The 8,473-nt window shown below is 55.0% G+C and carries 3 protein-coding genes; all 3 read left to right on the top strand.

What is annotated here, in order from left to right:
- Positions 1–41: 41 nt before the first annotated feature.
- Positions 42–2,129, top strand: coding sequence for a type IA DNA topoisomerase (gene topB / locus DW039_RS19955; protein ID WP_004291456.1), 2,088 nt, complete (start codon positions 42–44; stop codon positions 2,127–2,129).
- A 27-nt stretch (positions 2,130–2,156) separates the two neighbouring features.
- On the top strand, positions 2,157–2,744 hold the full coding sequence (locus DW039_RS19950; protein WP_004291461.1) for a DUF1896 domain-containing protein: 588 nt from the start codon (positions 2,157–2,159) through the stop codon (positions 2,742–2,744).
- The coding region (locus tag DW039_RS19945) for an N-6 DNA methylase (RefSeq protein WP_120382291.1) at positions 2,734–8,473 on the top strand (5,740 nt) is incomplete at its 3' end. The genes DW039_RS19950 and DW039_RS19945, both read left to right, overlap by 11 nt.

Here is an 8,473-nt window from a genome sequence, read left to right as displayed (position 1 = left end):
TCCAAAATAAAATCCAAAGTATCAACAAAAAAGAAGAAGACATGAAGACAATCATTGCAGAAAAGCCCTCCGTGGCACGTGAAATCGCCCGCATCGTGGGCGCGACAAAGAGAGAGGAAGGATATTTCGAGGGAGGCGGTTATGCCGTGACATGGGCATTCGGACACCTCGTTCAGCTTGCCATGCCCGACGGCTACGGCGTGCGCGGATTTGTCCGTGACAACCTCCCGATTATTCCCGACACATTCACGCTCGTCCCCCGTCAGGTCAGGACGGAGAAAGGTTACAAGCCCGACAGCGGCGTGGTGTCGCAGATAAAAGTCATCAAAAGACTGTTCGACACAAGCGAACATATCATCGTGGCGACCGATGCCGGACGCGAGGGAGAGCTTATCTTCCGCTACCTCTACCACTATACGGGTTGCACCACTCCTTTCGTGCGCCTGTGGATCAGCTCTCTCACCGACAAAGCTATCCGCGAGGGACTGCGGAAACTCGAAGACGGCAGCAAATACGACAACCTCTACCTCGCCGCCAAAGCGCGGAGCGAATCCGACTGGCTCGTGGGCATCAACGGCACACAGGCGTTATCCATCGCCGCCGGACACGGCACGTATTCCGTGGGGCGGGTGCAGACACCAACGTTGGCTATGGTATGTGAACGCTACTGGGAGAACCGCCGCTTTACGTCCGAAGCATTCTGGCAGCTCCATATCGCAACGGACGGTTGCGACGGCGAAGTCGTGAAATTCTCATCCTCCGAGAAATGGAAAGAGAAAGAACCGGCGATGGAACTATATAATAAGGTAAAGGCGGCAGGTTGCGCCACTGTCACGAAAGCCGAGCGCAAGGAGAAGACGGAGGAAACTCCCTTGCTCTACGACCTGACCACGCTCCAGAAAGAAGCCAACGCCAAGCACGGCTTCACGGCGGAACAGACGCTTGAAATCGCGCAGAAACTCTACGAAAAGAAGTTGATAACCTATCCGAGAACGGGAAGCCGCTACATCCCCGAAGACGTGTTTGCCGAAATTCCCAAACTGCTCGCTTTCATCGGCACACAGCCCGAATGGAAAGACAAGGTGCGGGCAAAAGCCGCCCCGACACGCCGCAGCGTGGACGACGGCAAGGTGACAGACCACCATGCCCTGCTCGTCACGGGTGAGAAACCGCTCTTCCTCTCCAAAGAGGACAATACCATCTATCAGATGATTGCCGGGCGCATGGTCGAGGCATTCTCTGAGAAATGCGTCAAGGATGTGACCACTGTCACGGCGGAATGTGCCGGAGTGGAGTTTACCGTAAAAGGCAGCGTCGTGAAGCAAACCGGATGGCGTGCCGTCTATGGCGAGGAAAAAGAGGAAATTACCATCCCCGGCTGGCAGGAAGGCGACACGCTGACACCGAAAGGCTCGTCCATTACCGAAGGAAAGACCAAACCCAAGCCGCTGCATACCGAAGCCACCCTGCTCTCGGCAATGGAAACGGCGGGCAAGGAAATTGAGGACGACGCACTGCGGCAGGCGATGAAGGACTGTGGCATCGGTACTCCCGCCACACGCGCCTCCATCATCGAAACGCTTTTCAAGCGCGGTTACATGGAACGCTGCAAGAAGTCGCTTGTTCCCACCGAAAAAGGACTTGCCCTCAATTCCGTCGTCAAGACGATGCGCATCGCCGATGTTGCCATGACGGGCGAATGGGAAAAGGAGCTGGCGCGTATCGAGCGCGGGGAACTGTCCGACGACACCTTCCGCAAGGAGATAGAGGCGTACACACGTGAGATAACCTCCGAACTGATCTCGTGCGACAAGCTCTTCGGCAGCCGTGACTCCGGCTGCGCGTGTCCCAAGTGTGGCACGGGCAGGATGCGGTTCTACGGCAAGGTGGTACGCTGCGACAACACGGAGTGCGGACTGCCCGTGTTCCGGCTGAAAGCGGGACGCACCCTGTCCGACGATGAAATCAAAGACCTGCTCACCGAAGGGCATACCAAGCTGCTCAAAGGGTTCAAGAGCAAACAGGGCAAGAGTTTCGATGCTGTTGTCGCCTTTGACGGGGAATATAACACGACTTTTGTGTTCCCGGAGGCTAAAAAGGACAAGAAATTTTCAGGACGGAAGAAATAGTATTAACTTTGCCACTTGTTCAGAGTAATGAATTGTTCTTCGATACCGGATTACACTCATACTTTGGATTTAGTGGTGGCACTCGGAGGGATACCGAGTGCCTTTTTCTTCCTTTTTCCAACCGATTATCCCGTTAATTATCAATCCGCTAAATCCAAAGTAATGAACAACAAGAAGAAAAACGAGGGTCAGACCGACTTTTCCTATTACGGTCTGTACCTGCTGGACTATCTCCGCACGAACAAGTTTGAACAGGCTGACGACACCGCTTTCATACGGGAACGGGCCGACCGTGCCGCCGAAACGTATGAGAGGGCACGGCTTGAAGGCTATCCCGCCGATGGTGCGCAGGAACTGGCGATGGACACGCTGCTGCGCGGGCTGCATTATTCCCGTTACGCCATCCTCCGCGAAGTCGTGGAAAACGAGTTTGCCGATGAAGTGCCGGAAGAGAAGCGTGAAGCCTTTGTCCTGAAACTGCTGCCGCTTGTCGGCAACGTGTTCTCCGTCTATGACCTCTCGGATGACAATTTCGCCCTGTCTTCCGATTACGACCTGCTCTACACGGAGCTGACGGGAGCAACCGTCCTTTACTTAGACGAATATGGCGTTTAACCGCAAACAGAAACTGCGGGACAACATCGAGGCGATACGGACGGCATTCATCCTTGACAGGGAAAATAGGACAGCGACAACCGAAGAGCGTGCCATACTTCAAAGGTACTGCGGTTTCGGCGGTCTGAAATGTATCCTCAACCCTGCAAAGGAACTGACGGATGCCGTCCGGTGGGCGAAATCCGACCTCGAACTGTTCGCCCCGACGGTGGAGCTGCACAGGCTTATCCGTGAGAACAGCAAGGACGAAACAGAGTACAAGCGGTTTGTGGATTCGCTGAAAGCGTCCGTGCTGACCGCTTTCTACACCCCCAAAGAGATAACCGACACCATCGCGGACGTGCTGGCAGATTACAGCGTCCGCCCCGCCCGTATGCTCGAACCGTCGGCAGGTGTCGGCGTGTTCGTGGATTCCATGCTGCGGCACAGCCCCAATGCGGATGTGATGGCTTTCGAGAAGGATCTGCTCACGGGTACAATCTTGAGGCATCTCTATCCCGACCAGAAAATGCGCACCTGCGGTTTTGAGAAAATCGAAAGACCGTTCAACAATTATTTCGACTTGGCGGTGTCCAACATTCCGTTCGGTGACATTGCCGTGTTCGACGCGGAGTTTCAGCGGAGCGACTCTTTCGGCAGACGCTCCGCCCAGAAAACCATCCACAACTATTTCTTTCTCAAAGGACTGGATGCCGTGCGTGACGGCGGTATCGTGGCGTTCATCACCTCGCAAGGGGTATTGAATAGCACCAAGACCTCCGTGCGTAACGAGCTGTTCAGTCAGGCCAATCTGGTATCCGCGATACGCCTGCCCAACAACCTGTTCACGGACAACGCGGGCACGGAGGTGGGCAGTGACCTGATTGTCCTGCAAAAGAACCTCAGCAAGAAGGAAATGTCGCAGGACGAGCGGCTGATGACCGTGATACAGACGGACACGAAAACCGCCCTGACCGACAACGCCTATTTCATCCACCACCCGGAACGCATCGTGCATACGATGGCGAAACTTGACACAGACCCCTACGGGAAGCCCGCTATGGTTTATCTGCACGAGGGCAAGGCAGCAGGCATCGCCGGGGATTTGCGCCGTATGCTCGACGAGGATTTCCATTACAGGCTTGCCATGCGCTTGTATTCGGGTTCAATCCGGCAGGCAGGAACGGAAGAAAAAGTTGCCGTTCAAAATAAAGTAGAGCGTCCTGCCATAAAATTGGAAACAGTATCCTCGGCGCAGACGGTGGAAACTCCGACAGAAAAGCCGCAACCCGCAGATGAAAAGCCGGAGATAGAACCGCGCCCGCAATATTCCGCAGGCGTGCAGCTCACCCTGCTTGACCTCTGGGGGATGACGGAAGAGGTCAGCCAACCGAAAACCTCCAAAAAGAAAAAGACGGTGAAAAAGGCAGTTACGGCAAAGTCCACTCCGCCCAAACCGAAAGTCACGGTTACACCGACAGCTCCAACTGCAAAACCCGCAATGGAGAATAAGGAGGTGAAAGCGGAGAACACCGCCAAGCCTGCCGACCCGGACGACATCTATGCCACACTGGACTGGGATACCAATCCTCCCATCAACGGTTTCTATGAAATGATGATGGGTTTGACGCCGGAGCGTAGGAAAGAACTTCGGGAACTGGCAAGGCAGCATAACGAGAAACAAGTGGCGGAAAAGACGGAAGTGAAAGCCGTGCCGGAAACTTCCCGTGAGCAGCCACGACAGGAGGAAACACAGCCGGAGGCAGTCGCCGCACCTGCCGTTACAGATACCCCATCGGAAGCGGTGGGGACTTTCCTTTTCCCCGACATCGAAGCGGAAAAGCCGAAGGAGGAAGTCGTGGACCTTTCTCCGCGTGCCTACCACCGCACGCCGGAGATGCACCTGCGCGAAGGGTCGCTGGTGGCTGACCGGGGGCGTCATAACATCGGCTACCTGAAAGACATCACGCCATACGGGGCGACATTCCAGCCGCTCGACCTGAAAGGATACCAGAAGGAAAAGGCGTTGTTGTATGTGTCGCTGCGTGACGCCTACGAGCGTCTGTACCGTTATGAATCGCTCCGGCGCGAGGCAAATGTTCCGTGGCGAGAGCATCTGAATACCTGTTACGATGAGTTTGTCATGCGCTACGGCAACCTCAACGCCAAGCAGAACGTGAAGTTAGTGATGATGGATGCGGGCGGGCGCGACATCCTTTCGCTGGAACGGATGGAAAACGGAAAGTTCGTCAAGGCGGACATCTTCGAGCATCCTGTTTCCTTCGCGGTGGAGAGCCATGCCAACGTAGGCTCTCCCGAAGAAGCCCTGTCTGCGTCGCTCAACAAATATGGTACGGTCAATCTCGACTATATGCGGGAGATAACCGACAGCACGGCGGAGGATTTGCTCACTGCCCTGCAAGGGCGCATCTACTACAATCCGCTCGTGACCGGTTACGAAATCAAAGACCGTTTCATCGCCGGAAATGTCATAGAGAAAGCGGAACGCATAGAGGCATGGATGGGTGACAATCCCGAAAATGAGCGTATGCCGGAGGTGAAGCAGGCGTTGGAGGCTCTGAAAGATGCCGAGCCGCAGCGCATCGCCTTCGAGGATCTGGACTTCAATTTCGGGGAACGCTGGATTCCGACGGGTGTCTATGCCGCCTACATGAGCCGGCTGTTCGACACGGAGGTGAAAATCGCCTATTCCGCAAGCATGGACGAGTTTTCGGTGGTGTGCGGCTACCGCACCATGAAAATCACGGACGAGTTTCTGGTGAAGGGGTATTACCGGAACTATGACGGTATGCACCTCCTAAAACACGCCCTGCACAACACCTGCCCTGACATGATGAAGTCCATCGGCAAGGACGAGCATGGCAACGACATCAAGATGCGCGACAGCGAGGGAATACAACTCGCCAACGCCAAGATTGACGAGATACGAAACGGCTTCTCCGAATGGCTCGAAGAGCAGTCGCCGCAGTTCAAGGAGCGGCTTGTGACGATGTATAACCGCAAGTTCAACTGTTTCGTGCGCCCGCGCTACGACGGCTCCCATCAGACCTTTCCCGACCTCAACCTGAAAGGGCTGGCAAGCCGGGGTATCAAGAGCGTCTATCCCTCACAGATGGATTGCGTCTGGATGTTGAAACAGAACGGCGGCGGAATTTGCGACCACGAGGTGGGAACCGGTAAGACGCTGATAATGTGCATCGCCGCGCATGAGATGAAGCGTCTGAATTTGGCACACAAGCCGATGATTATCGGGCTGAAAGCCAACGTTGCGGAGATTGCAGCCACCTATCAGGCGGCATATCCCAACGCACGTATTCTGTACGCTTCGGAGAAGGACTTTTCGACCGCCAACCGTGTGCGCTTCTTCAATAATATAAAGAACAACGACTACGATTGCGTCATCATGTCGCACGACCAGTTCGGCAAGATACCGCAGTCGCCGGAATTGCAGCAGCGCATCCTGCAAGCAGAGCTTGACACGGTGGAGGAAAACCTCGAAGTGCTACGGCAGCAGGGAAAGAACGTGTCGCGGGCGATGCTGAAAGGATTGGAGAAGCGCAAGCACAACCTTGAAGCGAAGCTGGAGAAGGTGGAACACGCCATAAAGTCACGCACGGACGACGTGGTGGATTTCAAGCAGATGGGCATCGACCACATCTTCATAGATGAGAGCCACCAGTTCAAGAATCTGACTTTCAACACGCGCCACGACCGTGTGGCGGGATTGGGAAACAGCGAGGGAAGCCAGAAGGCACTTAACATGCTCTTTGCCATACGCACCATACAGGAGCGCACAGGAAAAGACTTGGGTGCGACCTTCCTCTCCGGCACGACTATCAGCAACTCACTGACTGAATTGTACCTGCTGTTCAAGTACCTGCGCCCGAAGGAGCTGGAACGGCAGGACATAAGGTGTTTCGACGCTTGGGCGGCGATATTTGCCAAGAAGACGACGGATTTTGAATTTAACGTGACGAACAATGTGGTCCAGAAGGAGCGTTTCCGCTACTTCATCAAAGTGCCGGAGCTTGCCGCCTTCTATAATGAAATCACGGACTACCGCACGGCGGAGGATGTGGGCGTTGACCGTCCTGCCAAGAACGAGATACTGCACCATATACCGCCCACGCCGGAACAGGAGGACTTCATACAGAAACTGATGCAGTTCGCCAAGACGGGCGATGCCACCTTGTTGGGCAGGCTGCCGCTTTCGGAAACGGAAGAAAAGGCGAAGATGCTCATCGCCACGGACTATGCCCGGAAAATGGCACTCGACATGCGCATGATAGACCCGAATTACGAAGATCATCCCGACAACAAAGCGAGTCACTGTGCCAAGATGATCGCGGAGTATTATCAAAAATACGACGCCCAGAAAGGCACGCAGTTCGTTTTCTCTGATTTGGGGACATACCAGCCGGGCGACGGGTGGAACGTCTATTCGGAAATCAAGCGCAAACTGACGGAGGACTACGGTATACCGCCAAGCGAGGTGCGCTTCATTCAGGAGTGCAAGACCGACAAGGCGCGGAAGGCGGTGATAGACGCCATGAACGCCGGGACGGTGCGTGTGCTGTTCGGCTCTACCTCTATGCTCGGAACGGGTGTGAACGCCCAGAAACGGTGTGTGGCTATCCATCATCTCGATACGCCGTGGCGACCGTCCGACTTGCAACAGCGTGACGGACGCGGAGTTAGGGCAGGTAATGAGATTGCCAAACATTTCGCCGGGAACAACGTGGATGTAATCATCTACGCGGTGGAGAAGTCACTGGACAGCTACAAGTTCAACCTCCTGCACTGCAAGCAGACTTTCATAAGCCAGCTCAAAAGCGGTGCGATGGGTGCGCGTACCATCGACGAGGGGGCAATGGACGAAAAATCGGGCATGAATTTCTCGGAATACATGGCGTTGCTCTCCGGCAATACCGACCTGTTGGACAAGGCGAAACTGGAAAAGCGGATCGCATCGCTCGAAGGGGAACGCAAGTCGTTCAACAAGGGCAAGCGTGATTCGGAGTTCAAGCTGGAGTCAAAGACCGGCGAGTTGCGCAACAACACGGCTTTCATAGATGCCATGACGGAGGACTGGAACCGCTTCCTGTCGGTGGTGCAGACCGACAAGGAGGGCAACCGCCTTAATATAATAAAGGTGGACGGAGTGGATTCCGCCGATGAGAAGGTCATCGGAAAGCGTTTGCAGGAGATAGCCAAGAATGCCACGACCGGAGGGTTGTACACGCAGGTCGGTGAACTTTACGGTTTTCCGATAAAGGTGGTGAGCGAAAGGATACTCAAAGAGGGATTGGAGTTCACCGACAACCGCTTCGTGGTCGAGGGGAACTACAAGTACACCTACAACAACGGGCATCTGGCGATGGCTGACCCGTTGGCCGCCGCCCGCAACTTCCTCAACGCGATGGAGAGGATACCCTCCATCATCGACCAGTACAAGGCGAAGAACGAGGTGCTGGAGATGGAGATACCGCAGTTACAGGAGATAGCGGGTAAGGTGTGGAAGAAGGAGGACGAGCTGAAGCAGTTGAAGTCCGAACTTGCCGCCCTTGACCGAAAAATTCAGCTGGAGCTTGCGCCACCCACGCCCGAAGTCGCAGAAAAGGAGAATGAAGGGCAACAGCTCAAGCCGGAAGCGGAAGATGTGAGGAACAGGCAGGCGCAATATCCCGAAAATGCACCGCCGCAGATACGCAGTCCGGCGGATAGTATCG

The sequence above is a fragment of the Bacteroides sp. AF39-16AC genome (assembly GCF_003602735.1).
GTDB lineage: Bacteria > Bacteroidota > Bacteroidia > Bacteroidales > Bacteroidaceae > Bacteroides > Bacteroides uniformis.
This window is presented reverse-complemented; position numbering and strand designations above follow the sequence as displayed.

Excerpts from the sequence above, each read along its gene's own strand:
- topB (WP_004291456.1), top strand. The coding sequence starts at position 42 with ATGAAGACAATCATTGCAGAAAAGCCCTCCGTGGCACGTGAAATCGCC.
- DW039_RS19950 (WP_004291461.1), top strand. The coding sequence starts at position 2,157 with ATGAATTGTTCTTCGATACCGGATTACACTCATACTTTGGATTTAGTG.